Source organism: Arachidicoccus ginsenosidivorans (assembly GCF_007971385.1).
In the GTDB taxonomy this organism is placed as follows: domain Bacteria; phylum Bacteroidota; class Bacteroidia; order Chitinophagales; family Chitinophagaceae; genus Arachidicoccus; species Arachidicoccus ginsenosidivorans.
Window position 1 is genome coordinate 1578764 of record NZ_CP042434.1, and the last position, 18764, is coordinate 1597527.

Consider the following 18764-nt stretch of genomic DNA (forward strand, 5'->3'; position numbering starts at 1 on the left):
TTTTATTTATTCCAATTAACGGTTACCAAATTCAATTTCATTCTCAGGCATGGGCAGTACAAATACATTTGGGCTTGCGGCAATCTGCGTACCTGCATGACTGGCAATGGCCTGGTTCAGCCGCTTATACATATAAAAGATCTGGCCTTCACCTAAAAACTCTTTGCGTGCTTCTTTGATCAGTTGTTGAATAAAATCAGGTTTTCCTGTAGTACTTAGCTTTGCCCCAATGCCCCGGTGGGCGCGAACTTCATCTACGTAGGCCATCGCCTCAGTCGGGTTTTGATCATAGCTGCATTCTGCTGCGATGTAATACATCTCACTTAATCGAATGGCAGGAAGGGTTTCGGGGTAAAGGTTGGAGGTTGGATCCTGCTGATCACCATCTGGATTTCTCGTATATTTCTGCAACTCATAATTACCATTTATATCCACCTGTAACCATTTCTTATACCTTAAATCCTCTGCACCGACGCCCGAGGTTTCAAATAACCGGTCTGCATCACTTTTGGAAAGAAACAAACTGCTTGTTCCTTGTTCAAACCTTGCGCGCAACTGAGGCACACTCCAAGGCGCATACCAACCAAAAATCAGCTCCTTATAAAGCAATAAATCTTTTTGTTTCGGATCTGAATTAAGAAAATCTTTTTGATTTGTCCAGGGGAATTTTCCAGAATTAATCACCTCCAGCGCATTAGTAAGTGCCGCCGATTTATTTTGATCATATAAGTATACGCGGGCCAGCGTAGCTGTAACGGCGTAGTAATTAAAGCGGTTGCGTCGCAGTTGCATAAACAAAGCAGGGTTCGCATTCTCTGTTGTTGAATCACTGCCAGGATAATCTATCACATAGCCCTTTTCAGTAATCGGATCGATGTCTTTCAACAGTGCCTTGGCTTCCATCAGATCCTTTTCCACTGCATCCATCACTTCTGCGGGGGTAGCGGTCTTTGTCACTTTATTGCTGTAAGTTGTCACGTAGGGGATTCCCTGGGCACCACCACTGGCGATAGAACTACCAAATAGCCTAAATAAATCAAAATGCAGATAACCCCTAAGCCCAATAGCTTCTGCTTTGATTAGATTAAAATTATTTCCGGTAAATAAAGATTGCTTGTCCTCCAGGTTTTCTAAGATCAGATTCAAATTGACAATGCCATTATATAGGCCTGACCAGATTTGATCCCTTCTGGAAATAAATTCAGCATCCTTAAAATCAAACTTTTCAGTCTTAAGATAAGACCACGGATCCAATTGAGTAGAAAAACTATAATCCTGGGCCATGGCATCTAACAATCCGGTCGTTAGTTCATCACCATACAAATCTGTGCTGGCCAGTCGTATATAAACCCCGTTTAACGCCTCTTCAAAGCCCGCCTCGGAGCTAAAGAGTTCTGAAGCGGAGATGTCAGATTTGGGCTGAATATCCAGCCATTTATTACAACTTGCGAGTCCCAGTAAAGTAACAGACAATATAACCGGCAAAAACTGCCTTTTTAACCCCTGATATATATACTTCAATTGCATTTGCATCATTACTATTTTTAGAATCTTCCTGTCAAAGAAATATTAAAACTGCGCGCAAAGGGATAATCAATACCCCGCTCCTGTGTGATGGATGACCAGCGAATCAGATTGTTCGTCGTAAAAGCCACTCTAAGTGATTTAAGACTGGATCCTTTTAGTTTAGCTGGAGGTAAATCATAAGAAAGGTAAAAGGATTGTAATTCCAATACATTATCCTTTTGCACAAAACGTGATACGGTCTGGGTCTGCCCTAAATCGGCAATATTTTTATAAAACGTATGATCTCCGGGCGCCTTCCATTTATCAGAAAAGACCCGACTATCTACGTTATCTCTCGGATCAGCATTTTCCACCCGGTCGACCAGTGTCTGATTATAATGATCCCCGCCCCATCTGGTATAAAAATTAAAACTCAGATTGAACGCTTTATAGTTTACACTTGATCCAAAATAACCTTCCGCCTTGGGCTGATCTACGCCCACCGGCCTGACATCTTTTGCGTCCCAGTCAAAGGTCCTGGTACCATCTTTTTTGAGATAGACCTCTCTGCCACTTTCTGGATCAATCCCCAGAGAAGGGACTGCATAAATCGCATTCAAAGACTGCCCTTCTACATAATGTAATAATGGCACACCTTGATTGCCTGCCAGCTGACTCGCTTCATCCACCGTATTATTATAAGCTTTAAGGGCATCAGAAATCTTCACAATGGTGTTCTCATTGTGGACCAGATTGGAGGTAATATTCCAGTTAAAATACTGACTACGGATTAAATTATACTGAAAACTAAGTTCCCAGCCCTTATTTTCCATGTCTCCGATATTGTCAAGATAGGAGGCAAAACCAGTAGAGGGCGGAAGTGTGACGGTGGCGATCAATCCACGTGTCCTTTTAATATAATAACGCGGCATAATCTGTAACCGGTCCTGCAAAAAGCCCAGCTCAAGCCCCAGATCATAATCTCTGGTCTTTTGCCACTGCAAATGATCATTGCCATAATTATTAACAATGGCCCCTGGCCCTGTACTATACCAATTATTCATATAATAACTATAAGTGGTTTGCGCCATATAAGGAGAAAAGGAAACCGATCCGGTAAGTCCGGTACTGGCGCGAATCTTAAAACGGCTAAAGGGCGTATTTTCCATAAAGGCTTCCTTATGCAGATTCCAGCCAATCCCAAAAGCAGAAAAAGGAGCCATGCGTTTAGCTGAACCAAACGTAGAGGAGCCATCTTCCCGGAAGGTAAAATCCATCAGGTATTTATCCATATAGGAATAATTGACTGAGGTAAACAGTCCGATCAAACGGCTCTGTTGATAATCACTATAAGGTGTTGCGCCTTCTGCGTACCCGGAAGCAAATCCAATATCTGAAAACTTGTCATTGGAAAAGCCAATGGCCGTGAAGGCCTTATAATCAACCTTGGTTGTCCGAATATTGCTACCCGCTACCAGATTTACAAAATGATGGCCGATCTGCCGATTAAAGTTAAAAGTCAGGCTCCCATCCAAATTGGTAGATATCTGATTATTATAGTCATATTGTCCTCTTTTTTGCAGCTGGTCAGTAGGATAATTAAAGTAGGTATTCGCAAATGGAGAAACGAAATGATTGCCGGTACTTCTAACCTGACTTAAGCTTAACTGCCCTTTAAGTCTGAGCCCTCGGGCCATCGTCCAGTCCGCAGAAAAGGCATCAATCAACTCCAGATATTCAGATTTACTAAACCCGCCCAGCGTTGCATCATACATCGGATTTAAAACAGGTGTCTGATAGATAGACCCATTTGAATAGGTCCTGGTCCAATCATCTACTGATTGCAAAACAGCACCTGTAGAATCCCAGACCGGATAATAAGGATTCATCTTAACATAATCAGCAAAACTGCCATAAGGCGAATCCTCCCCGTTCATTTTGGTCACTGAAAGACTGTTTTTAAACAAAAACTTACGTCCAAGATTATAAGCCAGATCCAGTTCAGTGCTGTAACGATCTCTGGATGACCCCTTCATGACGCCCGGAGAAGTCTGGTAGCGAAGACTGAGCCCATAACGTAAGTCCTCGGTTCCGCCTTCTAAAAAAAGCGTATGTTTTTGCCCGACCGCTGTTCTGACAGGCTGACTTAACCAATCGGTATTGACCCCACTTAACACCAACATCTTTTTATGATAGTACAAGTCATCCAATTGATCGGAAGATAAACCCGGGTTATTATCCCGACTATAAAGCCCTGCCATTTGTTCATATTCCAGCTTTTGCTGGCTATTTAATACATGGTATTGCGTGAGATCAGGTGTAGCGACATTTAAGTTTACATCGTAACTAAGACTTAGTTTGCCCGCTTTGGGCGGCACTGTCGTAATCACCACCACCCCATTGGCCGCTCTTGAACCATACACAGCCGTTGCAGCTGCATCTTTTAGCAAAGTGATGGTTTTTACCCGATTAATATCCAGATCAAAAATTTTCTGTACATCCACTTCATAACCGTCCAGGATAAAAGTTGGCAGATTAACTGTCCCTGATAGATTATTCCTACTGATAATAGAACCGGCACTCCCACTGGGTAAGGCCGTCGACCCTCTTACATTGATTTGAGGTAAACTATTTGGATTGGATCCTACCAGATTATTTTCCGCGATTTTAAAACTGGGGTCAAATACCTGCAGACTTTGCAATATACTTTGCGGATTCACTTTCTTTAGTTGCTCCCCGCTTACGGTAACAGCCGTACCTGTATAACTGTCTTTGTTAATCAATTGATAGCCGGTGGAAACCATGACATCTTCATGCTCATAAGTAATAGCCTGCAACACGATTTTTAAAGTGACATCAGCGGTATAGTCTGGCTTTAAATGCCTGCTCCTATAACCTACATAGGAGATAATAACCGAATCATTTATTTCCTTTTCCCCTACCAAAAGGAGGAATTCACCATTAATGCCAGTTAATGTTCCAGTTTTTGTTCCCTGAATCACCACACTGGCATTTTGAATGGGCGTCCCCGTTTCATCCAGCACCCGCCCCCTCAACTCCTTTTTGGGCTGCGGTTCATTTTTTTTATCTGGGGTGGCCGTTTTAAGTGCTTTTTTACGGATCACGATTGTCTTATCGTCTAAGATTGAATAAGTAAGCGGCAGGCTTTTTAAGGTTTTATCCAATAATTGCTGAACTGTCAAATCATGCGCCTCTATGCTAATCGGACCAATCCCTTCCAGCATATCACTATTATATAAAAACTCATAACCAGTTTGGGTTCTGATCAACTTGAAGAGTGCCTCCAGCGGCATATTTTTTTTGGGCAAATTCACTTTTTGCCCATAACCGCTCTGAATGATCATCAGCCCGCACAGCACCAGCACGATAGACCACCTATATTTTCTTTTTTTAAGCATTGCGTTGTACCTGTTTTATCCTTTTTATTGAATGGCTTGACACATGAGTCTCCCAGCACATGGCATTGCCATATGTCCAGCCTTATATTTTGTGGGTAAATTGTCAGTCAGTTATGCAACGATAACGACTGCTTTATCAGATCCTAAGGTTAGTATCCATACACCTCGTTTTCTCTTATTTTAAAATGTACCACTCCTGTGGCAGACAGCACATTTAATAAATCGGCTAATTCTGCTCTTTTTGACACCACACCGCTAAAGCGTAATTTTCCTTTTGAAGGATCGGCCGTTGCCGTAACATTATACCACCTGGAGACCTCTTTGAGGATATCATCCAGCGGTTCATCCTTAAAATCGAATAATCCATCTTTCCAGGCAATCGCTCGGTTCGCATCTATTTCTCTAAAAGTCAAGGAATTCGGTTTCGCTCTATTTAAGGTCGCCTGCTGTCCCGGGTGCATCCTTCTTTCATCCATGTCCTGGCCATAACTTATACTGACCTGACCTTCCAATAATGTCGTTTTAACCTCATTTTCGTCAGGATAATTACGCACATCAAAATGCGTCCCTAATACTTTTATTTTCAAATCTCCCGACTGTACACTGAACGGGATTCTGGTTGTATGATCCGGCCCGGTTAAATGAGCTACTTCAAAATAAACCTCTCCTGTCACACTGACATTTCTCATGTTCTTTGCAAACTGCACCGGGTAGGTAATGGAAGAGGCCGCATTCAGCCATACTTTGGTTCCATCAGGCAATACCATCGAAAACTGCTTGCCTTTAGGTGTAACCACCTTGTTAAGTAATGCTTGGGGTGCTGCGGAAGCTTCGTCCGCTTGATTTGCATAACGGAGCTTTCCATCTGCTAACAGTAATTTTGCACCTCCATCAGTAGCAATCTGTCCAGCCACTGAGCTATCCAGTCGTACTACTTTTCCATTGCTGAGCGTCAGTATTGCCCCGTTATGAACAGCCCCAGGTACCCTCACTTCGGCAGTCAAATGACCGGGCGCAGCGTTATTTTTATTATTAATCAAATGCACTGCCCACCAGCCAACTAAGATCATAATAACTGCAGCAGCAGCGACTGCTGCATAAGAGACATAAGACAATTTTCCATTTTGGTCCACATTTCTATTTGCTACCAAGTTTTCAGCCAGTTTTACGCCTGTAGTCTTTTCCACCTTGCGCCAGATTCCTTCTTTAATGGCTTGTTTACTTCGCTTAGAATCCAGTACCACCTTTATCTCCTCATCCGAGAACCCGTCAAACCACTGCATAAGCCTTACTTCGTCCGCCCGACTGATGTTGCCCGTTAAATAGGCATCCAGAAGGCTTTCAGGAAAATTGTCAGGTGCAGACATGCTGTGTTCTTTCATATAAGTGATAAAATTGGGTCCCTACCCTTAGTCAGCTACAAAAAATAATTGGTTTAAAAGCTGATAAAACTACCCGGGCCTTTAAAAACAGTCTTTAAGTGCCTGATAGCCCGAGAAATATGTGCTTCTACGGTTTTATTTGAAATTTGCAATTTTTCAGCAATTTGTTTGTTGGTCAAGCCTTCTTCCCGACTGTATTGAAAAACAAGCCGGCATTTTTCCGGTAAGCTATTTATTTCTGATTCAAGCTGCCTGGTAAAGCCTTTAAAAAGTAAGGCATCCTCCGGCGTGAACCCAGGGTTTACTATATGATCCTGATCGGTATTTAACCGGGTAACCCGTCGTTTTTGGGCTTTACGGATCTCATAGAAAACTGCATATTTGACTGCCGCACTTAAATATTTGCCAAGATGATCGATTTTTACTTCATGGCGTCTGATCCATAAGGCACTCAGCACCTCCTGGACAACATCCTCAGCGCCTTGCTCCGTCCCCAAACGGTTATAGGCCATACCATAGAGTCGCTCCCAATACCGGTCAAAAATCTCCCGGAGTGCCCAAGCCTGATCCAAAACAAGCTGCTCCATCAAAACAGCATCGCTTAACAAATGTCGATCCTGCACTTCGCTACTTTTAAATGAATAATGGTTAGCGAAATTATAAAATTTCAGGAAGATCCCATGGATAGCTGGCAAATTACCCAATCGATTGTATTCAATGGTTTGATTATGAAGTAAAAATATTTTTCAATTTTTATCTGCAAGTCGGTGATTGGACACTTTGAGCCCAAAATGCCCTATAAATCCTAGCTGGTATGCTGTTCGTTGGTCAAAATATTATCCAGTGTCCAACTTAGTTTTTCCTTAAAAGGATGTACCCTGACCGGACAATCCTGTTTAGTACATATAGGACAGCTGGAAGGTCTGCAATCGTCATAATGCACGAACATTTCAATAGAATCCCCAAATTCAGAACTGATCAGCTTGGAAAAAACATCCAGTTCTTTATGCGCTTCCCTTAGATCCAGATACCAAGGCAAGGTCAGGTGGCAGTCTACATGCAATAAAGTACCATATTTAATTACCCTAAGATTATGAATATCAATCCAATTGGGTCTTCGGTTGGTATTTAATAGCACCACCATTGTTCTAAGCAAGTCCATATCCGCCTCATCCATAATACCTGCCAGGGATTTACGCAAAATATGGTAGCCGTTAAATAAAACCAGAATACCCATGCCAAGGGCAATGAGTTTATCCAGCCAGTTAATGCCCGTAAAATAAATAATTAAAAGCCCAGCTACAATGCCCAGGGTTGAATAAGTATCCACCTGTAGGTGTGTACCGCTAGATACAATAGCTAGTGAGTTATTCTTTTTCCCTTTCCGGATACAGATCCAACCGGCTATATAATTAATAACAGCGGTTATAACAACCAAGATCAAGCCTTTATCCAGGTGTTCAAGTGGATTGTTATTGACAAAACCAGTAATTGTCTGATATAAAATCAGGATGCCTGCCCCGATAATCAGCGCCCCTTCGGCGGCCGCTGAAATAAATTCTGCTTTACCATGCCCATAAGGATGATCCTTATCTTTGGGTTTGGCAGCGATATAAAGACTGTAGAGTCCAATAAAGCCAGCCATTACATTGACAATACTTTCCAGCGCATCTGATAATATAGCCACAGAATTAGTCAGGTACCAGGCAAAGATCTTGACCAGGAAAAGCACCACAGAAAGGCCGCAAATCCACCGCTGTAATCTATAATTCTGTTTTGCTGCCTCCATAGAAGTTACGTTACATGTTACTTAAAAATAATGCGATCTCAGCCACACCATTATTAATGCCGCTGCTATACCATTAGGACTCATCCCTCACCTACCTAATTATCCAAACGACTACCTGTATAAAATCCTTAAAACCAGCCAAATCAGCTTTTTGCTGCGGCCTGCGCCTTCAATGCACGTTTTCCCCGGATCGTTGCCCTCACCTTTTTAAAGAATCTAAAATAGGCCTCATTATTGAAGAGTTGAGAATCACGCATCGCTTTAATCGTCAAAAATAACCCAATAGGAAATAACACAAAGGAAGAGAGCCACATACCCGTAAAACAAGAAACCACTCCTTGTTTCGCCAAGCGTTCGCCGATGGTATTGAGTAGATAAAACAAGACAAAAAAGATGATAGAGAAAACCAAAGGTGATCCCAAACCACCTTTACGGATAATAGACCCCAGAGGCGCCCCAATCATAAAAAGCAAAATACAGGCAACCGATAAGGTAAACTTACGATACATCTCTATATAATGGGACCGGATACTGTTTTCCAGATCAGAAAAATCTTTAGCGACAATTTCTATATTATTAGCTGCAGTACTCAGTTGACTCAGTGTGCTGGGGATCGCAATACGTTTGATGGAATCTGATAAAGTGCCCAAATAAACCTGCTCAGGTTCTTTAGACTTTACCGCAGCTACCCTTACCTGCGCGGCAGACCATGCGCTGTCCCGATATTTGGCGGTCGCAAAATAAGGACGCATCATAATCCGGGTCCGTCTCTGATAGCCCTTTTCCATCCCTTCCAGTGAGTCAATGGCCGGCACCAATTGACGGTAGGTCAACATACGGGGATTGTATTTAAATGAGCTTTCGTCTGTTTTATTGAGTTTAAAACTAGACATATCAAAGCGCTTCTTATACGTATCAAAGGACATTCTGACAAACTGGGTATTGGTCCCATAACGGGGGCCAGATTCTTCATAATGGTGACCGTCCTTTAGGGTAAATTCCATGGTCAGTTTATCCGGGCTCATTTCCATGGTGCCTGCTTTGGCGGTTAAAAGGTTATCCTGGATATCATGGTTTTTCTCAAAAATAACCACGTCACCAATATGTTTGCTGTCTTTGTCTTTCTTACCCACCCGTATCACATAGCCTTCAATTTTATCATAAAAACTACCGACCTTAATGTTCAGCGCCGGCTTAGAAGATATAATATCAAACATCAACCGGTCTTTTTTAAGATTGACTACCGGAATAATATTATTGGCAAAAAGGTAAGCCACGCCACTTAATACAATCGCCACAACTAATAGTGGGCGCATAAACCGCTCCAGAGAGATGCCCGCGGATTTAATCGCAACCAGCTCAAAGGATTCTCCCAGCTTGCCGAATGTCATAATAGAGGATAGCAACAGCGATAGAGGCAATGCCATCGGCACAATGGTTGCCGTAATGAAGCCAATAAGTTTCATTACGACCAAAAAATCCAGGCCCTTACCCACCAGATCGTCGATCCATAGCCAAAATACCTGCATCACCAATACAAAATTGGCGATCAGAAAGGTGGCGATAAAAGGACCGACAAAGGACCTGATAATGAGTTTGTCTAGCTTTTTTATCATGAATCTACGCTGGATATGCTTTACAGTGGTCAAAAATACGCAAAGCAAACCGTGAATCTTGAAAATTATCCAAAATTTGACAAATAGCGAGTGAAGTTTATCGACAAAAAAACCTGCTTCACAGCAGGTTTTAATGAGCTTTAGATAAGTATTAGCTGCCCAGTCTGTGAAAAAGCTCCTTTACCTGGTGCTCCCACATCATGGACTCATCTTTAATATCATTTTTTTCTGCAAAAGCACTCACAGTCAGGATCGTCTGATTAGACACTTCCGCAGTATCGATTTTAAATTCAAAATATTCTTTTGGATCCTCATGCAACCAGCTATATCTGATGCAGACATTTTCTTCCGTGGAGACGACTTTAGCCTTCTCTGGCTTGCCACCTCCCCAGGTAAAACTAAAAACACCGTCACGCTGATCCACCAGATCAGCAAACCATTCCTGTAACCCGGCAGGCGTAGCCAAAAAACTATACAAGATATTTGGAGAGCAACGAACCGGAAATTCTATTGAATATAATTGCCTCTTTGCCATTACGATAAACTTTACATGAACAATGATGGTTGCAATAATAAAAAATAAATGACCAAATCAGCTACTTTTTAAAATTATTATCCAATTTTTTTTAACACTATTTCTAAATACATTAATTATCAACTTGTTATCTCAACTTTTAATTAAGAATCCCCCAGGCCTTTATGCCTCATTGGTAAGGTCCTGTTGCAATCAGGCCAGAAAAGACAAAAAAATGAAAAAAAATAATATCTGTTAACAATTCAAAAATTCTTCAACATTAATTATCTTGTGCCAGATGGCCATAAACAATTGGCGGCCCAATATCAAATACGCACATCCACATTAGCCACCTGTTTAATAATAGGAAGCGGCTGTTGAATGGGTTCCGCTAAAAACGTTAAATAAATATTTTTTGCACTATATTTACCCCAAAAGGGCACCGGGTAGCGACAAACAAGTATCAATGAAAATTTTCAGTCCGACCATATCACGACTAGCAAGACTCAGACATTGGCGCATTGAGGAATGGATGGCACACCCGATTGATATCCAACGTGAAGTATTACAGGACCTGGTAACTCATGGTCAAAATACTTCATTTGGCAGAAAATATGGCTTTCATCAGCTATTTGGAACCCGGCAATTTAAAGCAGCCGTTCCTATTCATGAATACCCGGATATCAAACCCTATATTGACCGCATCATGCTGGGGGAAGAAAATGTACTATGGAATACACCCGTTAGCTGGTTTGCCAAGTCAAGTGGCACGACCAGTGATAAAAGCAAATTCATCCCTATCACCGCAGAGAGTCTGGAGAATTGCCATTATCAGGCAGCCAAAGACGTACTGACCCTGCATTATCATAACAAACCTGACAGTGATTTACTTACAGGTAAAGGGCTGGTCATTGGCGGCAGCCATCAAGTCAGTCAGCTTAATGAAGAGATATTCTATGGTGATCTTAGTGCGGTGCTCTTACAAAACACGCCTTTTTGGGGTCAATGGCTCCGAACACCGGAACTCTCCATTGCACTGATGGATGAGTGGGAGGCTAAACTGGAAGCCCTGGCCGCGTCCACCATCAAAGAGGATGTTACCTCCATTTCTGGTGTCCCTACCTGGACACTTATTTTGCTCAAAAGAATTCTGGAGATTACGGGCAAATCTTCCATAAAAGAGGTCTGGCCGAATCTGGAACTTTATATGCACGGAGGGGTGGCCTTCACCCCTTACCGCCAGCAATTCCAACAACTTTTGGGCGACAAGGTCTCCTACCTGGAAATGTATAATGCCAGTGAGGGCTTTTTTGCGGTGCAGGATATCCCGGGGGGCGATGGCATGCTGCTTTTGCTCAACCATGGCATTTTCTATGAATTTATGCCCATCGAAGAATACGGCAAAGCTGCACCCCAAACCATTGGACTTAAAGATGTCGTAATGCATAAAAACTATGCCCCGGTCATTTCTACCAACGGCGGATTATGGCGTTATTTATTAGGCGATACCATACAGTTTACGTCTTTATTCCCTTTCAGAATAAAGGTCAGTGGCAGGATCCGACATTTTATCAACGCCTTCGGCGAAGAATTAATTATAGATAACGCAGATCAGGCTATTGATTATGCCTGCCGCAAACTCCATTGTCAGGTATCAGAGTATACGGCAGCACCCATTTATTTTAGTCAAAGCGCCAACGGCGCCCATGAATGGTTGATAGAATTTGAAAAGGAACCTGCCGACATGGCGCTCTTTACAAAAGTGCTGGATGGCAGATTACAACAACTCAATAGTGATTATGAGGCCAAAAGACATAAGGGCATCGCGCTGAGCGAACCGGTCATTCGCTCCGTTCCTCAGCGTACCTTTAATAGATGGCTTAAAAGCATCAACAAACTGGGTGGCCAGCACAAAGTACCCCGGCTGAGCAATGATAGAAAATATATTGAGCAGATCAACGCCCTTTTGGCCACAGATACCACGCTGGTTTAAACCAGGGTGTGCTCCAATAAGATTAAAATAAATAATGAAAAAGAGTAAAATTAAACACAGTCTCACAAATAACAGGACAAAAGATCCCAGAGAGAATAAATACCAGATCGGTATTATCGTTGCCATCATTTTTATGTTGATTTATGGTTATTCGTTGTATTTAGCAGTCAGACTTCATCATACCACTAAAATTTACATCAATGGAGCCATACTTTTCGGTTGGTTTCTTTTATGTCTGTATTGGTTAAGACAATTAGGACTGCTACATAAGCAAAACGAGCAAAATAAAGAAAGCTGATAAGATCCCCTAAGTCCTTAAATCCAAATAAGATAGATATAGATTTACCAGGGAGCTTTATTTATAACCAGACAGTTCCCGTTTGTTTTTAAGCGTATTTAACCTCTTATCCTTAATTTTGACCGAAAATTTAAACCTTATTAATTAATAAAATTAAATATAACCATCTCCTTTCATGAGTTTATTAAAAGATAAAGTAGCCATTATAACAGGCGCTGCCCGTGGTATAGGCCAGGCCATTGCCCTAAAATTTGCAGAGCAAGGCGCTCATATTGCCTTTACCTATGTTAGTGACAGCAGCAAGGAAAATGCAGAGACATTGACTGAGCAGTTAAAAGCCTACGGTGTTCAGGCAAAAGCATGGCAAAGCAATGCAGCCGATTATGCTGCAGCAGAAAGTTTTGTTACCCAGGTCGTGGAAACTTTTGGCAAAGTAGATATTTGTGTCAACAATGCAGGCATCAGCAAAGATAATCTACTGCTTAGACTAACACCGGATCAGTGGCAATCTGTGATAGATACCAACCTGAATAGCATATACAATATAACCAAGCAGGTGATTCGCCCTATGATGAAGGCAAAATCCGGCTCCATTATTAATATGAGCTCCGTGGTAGGCATGTCCGGCAATGCCGGACAGAGTAGCTATGCAGCCTCTAAAGCAGGTATTATCGGCTTTACGAAGTCCATAGCGCAGGAGTTGGGCAGCAGAAACATCCGCTGTAATGCCATTGCACCTGGATTTATTGAAACAGATATGACCCATTATCTTAAAGATAATCCGGCCGGAGAGGCCTATTTGAAAAGCATACCACTCGGGCGCTTTGGTAAGGCAGAAGAAATTGCCAATACCGCCTTATTTCTTGGTTCGGAGCTTAGCTCGTATATTAGTGGCCAAGTGATCAGTGCCTGTGGCGGGATGCATATGTAGCATTTTATTAAAATCGGGCAATGCCCGATTTTTTTTGTCCAATATGTGGACCTTTAACAATCACATCCTTAACTGAGCTTGCGATATGAGAGGTCAAGTTATTGAGGATAAACTTTTGTATCCGTGCGGATTTCCTATGGGAGGTAAATTCAATTTGATATTGATTTTCCATAAGTACCCCACTCAATCTGATCGGATAAATTAAAATGGAAGATTAGCAACTATTGCAAGACATAGAGGTTCATTTCTAGCTCAAATCAACTGATGTCTTTTAGTTCAGGCTTGACTGCCTCCCATTTTAGCAATACAATAATTCTTTTTGGTGTACGTATGATTCTATTTTGCTTGGCACAACATTATACTAATAATAGTCTACTATCCAATTGAACTTTTCTTTGATGATCTTCTCCTTTGCCTGTCTTATATATTCTAGATAAGCTTGAGCTGTAGGAGAAAGTTTTTTAGATTTAAGCCAAATTAGTCGCCAACTAGTGGTAATAGGCAATCCATTAATAGGAATGATCTGAAGTTCCTCATTGCTCAATTCATATTTTAGCCCAATCACTGGCATTATGGAATATCCAATGCCTGCCATAACCGCCTGTTTAACCGCCTCGTTTGTTGCCAGTTGAATCCGCTTATGTACCGGTAATTTATTTTTTGCAATAAATTCTTTCATTGCATCACGGGTAGCAGAGCCCTCCTCCCTAAATATCAACTGCATCGATTCAAATAAGTCCTTATTTGAATTATTGCTTTTTATTTTATTTGATTTTTTCCCAATTAAAAATAAACGATTGGGGAGCAGTATTTCCTGCTCGATATGCAGTTTTTTCGGCAATACGGAAACAAGGGCAAAATCCACCTCGTTCCGTTCCAGGCTTTCAACTACACGCACTTTATTGGTAACGTCTATTCTCAAATCGACCCCTTTATGTCGCTCCATAAAACCTGAAAGAAAACTAGGCAAGACATACTGACCCGTTGAAACAGAACAAATATTGAGCCTTCCTGAAAGTTCTCCTTTGAAAGCAGAGGTTTTATAATTCAATGCATCTACCTCATTTAATATTTTTTCTACTGAATTGGCCACCTGATATCCAAAATCAGTTACAAATAATTTTCTGCTCACCACCTCAGTTAAGGGAATAGAGAATTGATTTTGAAAGTTTTTCAATTGGATAGAAACGGCTGGCTGTGTCATATAAAGTTCTTCCGCAGTCTTTGTAATACTTTGATTTTGTACGATCTTTAAAAAAATCTGGAGTTGATTCAGCGTGTATTCCATAAATTAAATTAATGTATTTCATAGCAAATATAAATAGATTTTATTAAAAAGTTTTCTCTTACTTTGCCGGGATGAAAAGCTAGATCCGCTTAACTATAATGAATCTGAATGATATATAATAACAATAATTAGTTTATGAATGACAATAACCCTCGTCCCAGTGTACTATTTAAATCTGTGACGTACTTGCTGTGGGGCGCATTCTTCTTTTGTTTGTGCCTAATAGCTATCTTTTATAAAACCAAACCACAATGGAATTTTGAGGGCATTTTCCGTATAAATAGCCTAACCTTAATCATTTGGGCCACGGTAACTTTTTTTAGCGCTGTTGTAAGCACATTTGCACAGAAATATTTAATAGGTTTTAGCTATTATAATCGATTTATCGGACTGAGTCTTGGTTTCACCATTTCGGTTTCCCTGTTGGTCTTTGCAGACCACATTGCCATATTTTTGCTAGCTTGGTTTGGCATGGGACTTTTTATGTCTAGATTAATAGGCATTAATAACAAATGGGGAGAAGCTCGGGAGGCCGCCAGATATTGCCAATGGCATTTTACTTGCAGTGGCTTGTCACTTACAGCCGGTATTTTGCTGCTTTGCTTTAATACCCATCAATATACCCTCACGCACCTTCAGGGACAATTGCATAATCTATCCTTTCCTATTGTACTTACTGCAGCCTTATGCATAATCCTTGCAGCCGCCATCCAATCCGCGATGTTTCCCTTTCACCGTTGGCTCCTTTCAGCGATGACCTCTCCCACACCGGCTTCCGCATTGATGCATGCTGGCTTTGTCAACAGCGCCGGGATATTATTAACCTTGTTAGCACCGTTGTTTTACTTATCTGACACAATGACTTTGCTTATCATTATTGGAGGCATTACAGCCATTATAGCCCAGTTTGCCAAGTTAATTCAGGTCAATATCAAACAAAAACTAGGATGTTCGACGATAGCACAAATGGCCTTTATGATTATGCAATGTGGTCTGGGCTTTTTCAATGCCGCCGTAGTCCATTTAATTTTGCATGGTTTTTATAAAGCTTATTTATTTTATCCTCCGGTGAAGAAATCGAACACATTTCTCCCAATAAGCGTCATCACGGTTCCCTAAATTATGCAGAAGCAATACTGGTATGCTTCCTAGGGTTATTGGGAGCAGTATTTTTTGCCTGGATGACAAATAAAGGTCTCAAATTAGACGGAGGCATATTTTTGACCCTCATCGTTGCCATCACAGTCGGTCAGGCAATGGACAACATTTTAACACGCCAGGAACTTTCCGTGGTAAAAAAAGCCATTATCGGCCCCATCGTTTTTTTTATAAGCATTGGCCTATATGCCCTTATGTATAATAGTGCAACAAAGTTTATGGTGGATATGCCGATGATTGACCATCCGGAACCATTGTCCGTGTTACAAATCGTATTTGGCGTAATTTTTCTTATCGGCTTTTTTATAATGAAGCTAGGCATATACGAAGGGTTCCCATGGCTATATGTAAAATTAGTCAATGACTCTCAGCCCTTTAAAAAAACGGTGTTACGCTATAAAAAAACTTTAAAATGAACCAAGAAGGACTTTTACATAAAATAAATCAGGCTGCCCAAGTGGTTGGAAAAACCTGGCCATTATATTCCTTTGTAACGGCTAACCCATTATCAGGCTATGAGCAGCTATCATTTTTGGAGGCCATTAGAGAAGCCGGCGAGTTACTGAACGCTAATCTACTGCCTGAACCTTTTATGTTTCGTCAGGCATGGGAAGCAAAAAAGATTGATCCTGAACACATTCAATCTAAGTTAAGAAAGGCGGGATTTTATCAATCTGCGCAACAGTCACTTTTAGAAATGGAAGCGCACGCCAAAGCACAGTCTGCTATGGAGCAGATAAATGAATATCACGACCTAGACCGACTTACCGTAAAATGGCTTTCTTTATTTTTGGATGAAGGCATGGCTCCTTGGCCTATGCCTTTTAAAGAAATGGGGTTTTATACGGCCTGGCGCAAATTAATTGTCTTTGATAATGAAATCAAGAAGAAAAATAAAAGAAAAATCCCAAAAACTCCTGTCGAGGCATTAACTTTCGTTTTGGAGGGTTTTGATGAGAACCAACAAATAGAAGTCTTAAAAAGACATCTAAGCAGCTTGCCTGGATGGGTGGGGTTTATTAAATTTAGAATGGAAAACAACTCCATCTGGAATAAAGAATTCCCGGTGAGCTTGTTGGATTATCTGGCGGTCAGACTTTGGATGGCTTATAGTTTGGACGCTCCTATTTTGCCAAAACTTCCCCCAATAGATAAGACCTCCAATTTAATAACGTTAAAGTATCTATGGCTGGAGGCCTGGGAAAGCACCTGGCAGGACAATTTTGAGAGAAGGATTAAGGAGAGTTTAGAAAAATCAATAAATTGTCAAAAGGTTAAACCAATTGCACAATTAGTATTTTGCCTGGATACCCGTTCAGAACTTCTACGGCGAACACTAGAGCAATTAGGTAATTATGAAACTTTTGGATCAGCAGGGGCATTTGGTCTACCTATGGATTACTGTCACCCGGAAAATGGACTCGTTAACAAGTCCTCTCCGGCCATGGTACCTTCTAAGTATATGGTACATGAACGTCCAATGGCTAATAATGAAGCAAAAGCGAAAGGCTATATAAAAGAAGGCAAGCAGATCGGCGCCTACAAATACTTCCTAAAGCGGCTTAAGAACATTTTACCTTCCGCTTTTGGGTTTGTAGAGGGTGCAGGGCTTTATTATGGTGGCTTTATGTTGATGCGGCTTTTCAAGCCTAATGCTGCTGAACGCTTGACGATTAAACATCATAAAGGATGTGAGCATATTTATGAACCCCATATAAGTAGAATTCATAAAAGTGATTCCAGAGCAGATATCCCTTTAGAAGAAAAAGCGGCCTTAGTAAAAGGCGTATTTGATTCCTGTGGCTGGAGAGACTTTGCCCCCTTAATTGTATTTACTGGACACGCAAGCCATAGTGCCAATAACCCCTTCGCCTCCAGTTTAGATTGTGGCGCCTGTGCCGGTAATCCTGGTAAAAGGAACGCACGCATGTTGGCAAAATTAGCCAATTGTAGCAGTGTCAGGCAGTTATTAAAAGAAAAATACGGAATTTATATTCCTAATGAAACAATTTTTATTGCCGCAGAACATATCACTTCATCAGATGAGGTCATATTATTTGACCAAAACATACCCGAAAGCCACCAGGATCTTATTCAACAGTTAAAGAGGGATTTGAGCGAGCTAAAAAAGTCAATGACCAAAACACGCTTAAACGAGCCTCAAAATGCAGTCTCACTTGCCAAAATAAAATCAAATAGTTGGTCCGAGTCCAGACCGGAATGGGGATTATCTGGGCATGCAGGATATATAATAGGGCCAAGGGCCCTCACCTCAAATGGCACCTTTAATGATTGCTTTATGAGTTCCTATGATTGGAAAATTGATAAAGACGGTTCTATTTTAAAAGCTATTATGCAAGGCCCCCTTGTGGTTGTACAATGGATTAGCAATCATTATTATTTTTCAACTGTTGACAACAACATACTAGGAGGTGGTTCAAAAATCACCCTAAATATCACTGGAAAACATGGTGCTATGCAAGGAAATGGAAGTGATTTAAAAATGGGTCTTCCCCTACAATCAGTGATGGTTACCGATAAGCGGTTTTACCATAATCCCATTCGCATAAGTATACTTATTCAGGCACCTAAACATTTTGTTGATTCTATACTAGTAGAGGACAGCAAATTATCCGCATTGATAAACAATGGCTGGATTCTTTTACATATTATGGATCCTGAAAAGGAGAACAAGATTGAAAAATATCCCAATACATCTAAAATAAAATTTGAAGAAGGTGCATGATAATGCTACTTGATGCGATTCTATCATTAGGCAAAATATTAAAATCCCGTTGCTCACTTTATCAGCCTCTATTATTAGCTGTAGATAAAGCGGCAGCGGGATTTTTTTGCCCTACGTTCTTTTT

The 18764-nt window shown here is 41.1% G+C and carries 14 protein-coding genes; 6 read left to right on the forward strand and 8 right to left on the reverse strand.

Features of this window, described 5'->3' with window-relative positions; genetic code table 11:
- Nucleotides 1–15 precede the first annotated feature (15 nt).
- From FSB73_RS06525 to FSB73_RS06555, 7 genes are all read right to left on the reverse strand, one after another.
- Nucleotides 16–1527: a RagB/SusD family nutrient uptake outer membrane protein gene (locus FSB73_RS06525; RefSeq protein WP_146788123.1), complete on the reverse strand. Its 1512-nt coding sequence runs from the start codon at nt 1525–1527 to the stop codon at nt 16–18.
- Nucleotides 1528–1544: 17 nt separating this feature from the next.
- Nucleotides 1545–4925, reverse strand: a complete 3381-nt coding sequence (locus tag FSB73_RS06530) for a SusC/RagA family TonB-linked outer membrane protein (RefSeq protein ID WP_146780707.1) — start codon at nt 4923–4925, stop codon at nt 1545–1547.
- Nucleotides 4926–5074: 149 nt separating this feature from the next.
- Nucleotides 5075–6307 (reverse strand): FecR family protein, encoded by a 1233-nt coding sequence (locus FSB73_RS06535; RefSeq protein WP_146780709.1) that lies wholly within the window; start codon nt 6305–6307, stop codon nt 5075–5077.
- Nucleotides 6308–6360: 53 nt separating this feature from the next.
- Nucleotides 6361–6930: an RNA polymerase sigma factor gene (locus FSB73_RS06540; protein WP_146780711.1), complete on the reverse strand. Its 570-nt coding sequence runs from the start codon at nt 6928–6930 to the stop codon at nt 6361–6363.
- 182 nt (nt 6931–7112) lie between these two features.
- Nucleotides 7113–8096, reverse strand: coding sequence for a cation diffusion facilitator family transporter (locus FSB73_RS06545; RefSeq protein ID WP_146780713.1), 984 nt, complete (start codon nt 8094–8096; stop codon nt 7113–7115).
- 143 nt (nt 8097–8239) lie between these two features.
- Nucleotides 8240–9712, reverse strand: a complete 1473-nt coding sequence (locus FSB73_RS06550; protein ID WP_146780715.1) for an LptF/LptG family permease — start codon at nt 9710–9712, stop codon at nt 8240–8242.
- A 151-nt stretch (nt 9713–9863) separates the two neighbouring features.
- Nucleotides 9864–10247 (reverse strand): START-like domain-containing protein, encoded by a 384-nt coding sequence (locus FSB73_RS06555; RefSeq protein WP_146780717.1) that lies wholly within the window; start codon nt 10245–10247, stop codon nt 9864–9866.
- Nucleotides 10248–10692: 445 nt separating this feature from the next.
- Here FSB73_RS06555 and FSB73_RS06560 point away from each other — a divergent pair, with 445 nt between their 5' ends.
- The 3 genes from FSB73_RS06560 (at nt 10693) to fabG (ending at nt 13448) form a co-directional block, all read left to right on the forward strand.
- Nucleotides 10693–12219 (forward strand): GH3 auxin-responsive promoter family protein, encoded by a 1527-nt coding sequence (locus FSB73_RS06560; RefSeq protein WP_146780719.1) that lies wholly within the window; start codon nt 10693–10695, stop codon nt 12217–12219.
- A gap of 34 nt (nt 12220–12253) precedes the next feature.
- Nucleotides 12254–12517 (forward strand): hypothetical protein, encoded by a 264-nt coding sequence (locus FSB73_RS06565; RefSeq protein WP_146780721.1) that lies wholly within the window; start codon nt 12254–12256, stop codon nt 12515–12517.
- 175 nt (nt 12518–12692) lie between these two features.
- Entirely contained in the window at nt 12693–13448 is a 756-nt protein-coding gene (gene fabG / locus FSB73_RS06570) for a 3-oxoacyl-[acyl-carrier-protein] reductase (protein WP_146780724.1), read from the forward strand.
- A 361-nt stretch (nt 13449–13809) separates the two neighbouring features.
- Here fabG and FSB73_RS06575 read toward each other — a convergent pair whose 3' ends face one another.
- Complete coding sequence (locus FSB73_RS06575) at nt 13810–14736, reverse strand: LysR substrate-binding domain-containing protein (RefSeq protein WP_146780726.1); 927 nt, start codon at nt 14734–14736, stop codon at nt 13810–13812.
- Between the two features lie 135 nt (nt 14737–14871).
- Between FSB73_RS06575 and FSB73_RS06580 the strand changes: the two genes are divergently transcribed.
- From FSB73_RS06580 to FSB73_RS06585, 3 genes are all read left to right on the forward strand, one after another.
- Nucleotides 14872–15855, forward strand: coding sequence for a proton-conducting transporter transmembrane domain-containing protein (locus FSB73_RS06580; protein WP_225974556.1), 984 nt, complete (start codon nt 14872–14874; stop codon nt 15853–15855).
- A 62-nt stretch (nt 15856–15917) separates the two neighbouring features.
- Nucleotides 15918–16310 carry a hypothetical protein gene (locus tag FSB73_RS24340; protein ID WP_225974557.1) on the forward strand — a complete coding sequence of 131 codons (393 nt, stop codon included), beginning with the start codon at nt 15918–15920 and terminating at the stop codon, nt 16308–16310.
- Nucleotides 16307–18640, forward strand: coding sequence for a DUF2309 domain-containing protein (locus tag FSB73_RS06585; RefSeq protein ID WP_146780728.1), 2334 nt, complete (start codon nt 16307–16309; stop codon nt 18638–18640). Before FSB73_RS24340 ends, FSB73_RS06585 begins: the two co-directional genes overlap by 4 nt.
- The last annotated feature ends 124 nt before the right edge of the window (nt 18641–18764 follow it).

Coding starts and splice junctions, on each gene's coding strand:
- FSB73_RS06530 (WP_146780707.1), bottom strand. CDS start 4,925: ATGCTTAAAAAAAGAAAATATAGGTGGTCTATCGTGCTGGTGCTGTGC.
- fabG (WP_146780724.1), top strand. CDS start 12,693: ATGAGTTTATTAAAAGATAAAGTAGCCATTATAACAGGCGCTGCCCGT.
- FSB73_RS06545 (WP_146780713.1), bottom strand. CDS start 8,096: ATGGAGGCAGCAAAACAGAATTATAGATTACAGCGGTGGATTTGCGGC.
- FSB73_RS06575 (WP_146780726.1), bottom strand. CDS start 14,736: ATGGAATACACGCTGAATCAACTCCAGATTTTTTTAAAGATCGTACAA.
- FSB73_RS24340 (WP_225974557.1), top strand. CDS start 15,918: ATGACAAATAAAGGTCTCAAATTAGACGGAGGCATATTTTTGACCCTC.
- FSB73_RS06585 (WP_146780728.1), top strand. CDS start 16,307: ATGAACCAAGAAGGACTTTTACATAAAATAAATCAGGCTGCCCAAGTG.
- FSB73_RS06550 (WP_146780715.1), bottom strand. CDS start 9,712: ATGATAAAAAAGCTAGACAAACTCATTATCAGGTCCTTTGTCGGTCCT.
- FSB73_RS06535 (WP_146780709.1), bottom strand. CDS start 6,307: ATGAAAGAACACAGCATGTCTGCACCTGACAATTTTCCTGAAAGCCTT.
- FSB73_RS06525 (WP_146788123.1), bottom strand. CDS start 1,527: ATGCAATTGAAGTATATATATCAGGGGTTAAAAAGGCAGTTTTTGCCG.
- FSB73_RS06580 (WP_225974556.1), top strand. CDS start 14,872: ATGAATGACAATAACCCTCGTCCCAGTGTACTATTTAAATCTGTGACG.
- FSB73_RS06560 (WP_146780719.1), top strand. CDS start 10,693: ATGAAAATTTTCAGTCCGACCATATCACGACTAGCAAGACTCAGACAT.
- FSB73_RS06555 (WP_146780717.1), bottom strand. CDS start 10,247: ATGGCAAAGAGGCAATTATATTCAATAGAATTTCCGGTTCGTTGCTCT.
- FSB73_RS06565 (WP_146780721.1), top strand. CDS start 12,254: ATGAAAAAGAGTAAAATTAAACACAGTCTCACAAATAACAGGACAAAA.